We start from the raw sequence: 1,249 nt of genomic DNA on the forward strand, positions 1-1,249 counted from the left end.
TCGTCGAACAGCGTCTTGTTCACATACATCATGACCGGCTGCTGCAGCCATGGCAGACCGAATTGCTTGCTGTCGTGGGTGAACGGCTGCAGCGACGCCTCGTAATAATCGTCCAGATCGGCAGCCGGATGGTCCGAAGCTGCGAGCCGATCTGTAATGTCGAGCATGGCTCCTTGGGCGGAGAATTGCGCAGCGCGCTGGGCGCTGATCCAGAACAGATCAGGGCCCGAGCTGCCGGACAGCTGCGTGATCAGACGCGTGTCGTACTCAGCCGGATTCGAGTCCTGGACGATCGTGTACGACTCGGACTTTGCATTCAGCTCGTCGATGAGCTTTTGCAGCTCGCCCGCCTCTTCGTTGCCGGCCCAGGTGGAGAGCCGCACCTCGACTTTATCCCTCGCAGGCTTGCCGCTCTCGCCGCCTGTATCCGTACCTGGATTGCCCGAATTGCTGGAGCAGGCCCCCAAGATAAGCGCGGAGGAGAGCAGCAGCGCCGCCGTGGTGGAGTAATGTTTTTTCAAGTGAAAGACCTCCATTTTTATATATTTGTAATTCGATAAATAAAACTAAAGTAACGTTACTTAATCATTACAATTGCATTATAACGACTTGTGGTAACGCTGTCAACGATTCGATTCACTTTACAACCGAAAAATTAACCTGTATGATGGTTTGTAACGTTACAAATCTCCAATGAGGAAAGGGTTTGTGTAAGGATGCCCAAGAAAATCGTCATGCAGGACATCGCGGATCGGCTGCAGCTGTCCAAAAACTCCGTCTCGCAAGCCTTGACGGGCAAGGATGGGGTAAGCGAGGAAACCCGTCAGCTCATTATCAAAACCGCCCGGGAGATGGGCTATAGCTATAAAGGAAAGGCGGCCGAACGGAAAACCGCGCCTGCCAGGCGCATCGGCCTGATCGCATCCGAATACGCTTTTTCGATGGAGAACTTCTTCGGCAAAATCTATGTCGCGATCGAGCGAGAAAGTCGCCAGCTCAACCTCAATCTCACCATTCAGTCGATCTCGCCGTCGATGCGCGATCATGGCGAGTTGCCTGCATTTCTGGAAGAGAAGGAAATTGACGGTTTACTTATTCTATCCCATATCAGCACCGAATATATCGCCCGCATCCTCGAGCAACGCGTCCCAACTGTACTGATCGACCACCATCACCCGCTGCTGCTGGCCGATGCCGTGCTGACCAACAATCGATTCGGCGCTTATCAGGCCGTCAAGCATCTGCTCGA

The 1,249-nt window shown here is 53.4% G+C and carries 2 protein-coding genes; one reads left to right on the forward strand and one right to left on the reverse strand.

All coding sequences use genetic code 11. The annotated features are described in order from the left end of the window. A partial coding sequence (locus tag PA598K_RS08845) for an ABC transporter substrate-binding protein (protein ID WP_128656655.1) occupies window positions 1-521 on the reverse strand: 521 nt, incomplete at its 3' end. Window positions 522-716: 195 nt separating this feature from the next. On the opposite strand from PA598K_RS08845, the gene PA598K_RS08850 reads away from it, so the two are divergent. Next, the coding region (locus PA598K_RS08850) for a LacI family DNA-binding transcriptional regulator (protein WP_148091922.1) at window positions 717-1,249 on the forward strand (533 nt) is incomplete at its 3' end.

Origin of the sequence: Paenibacillus sp. 598K, from assembly GCF_003851045.1 — a bacterium.
Taxonomy (GTDB): Bacteria; Bacillota; Bacilli; order Paenibacillales; family Paenibacillaceae; genus Paenibacillus_D.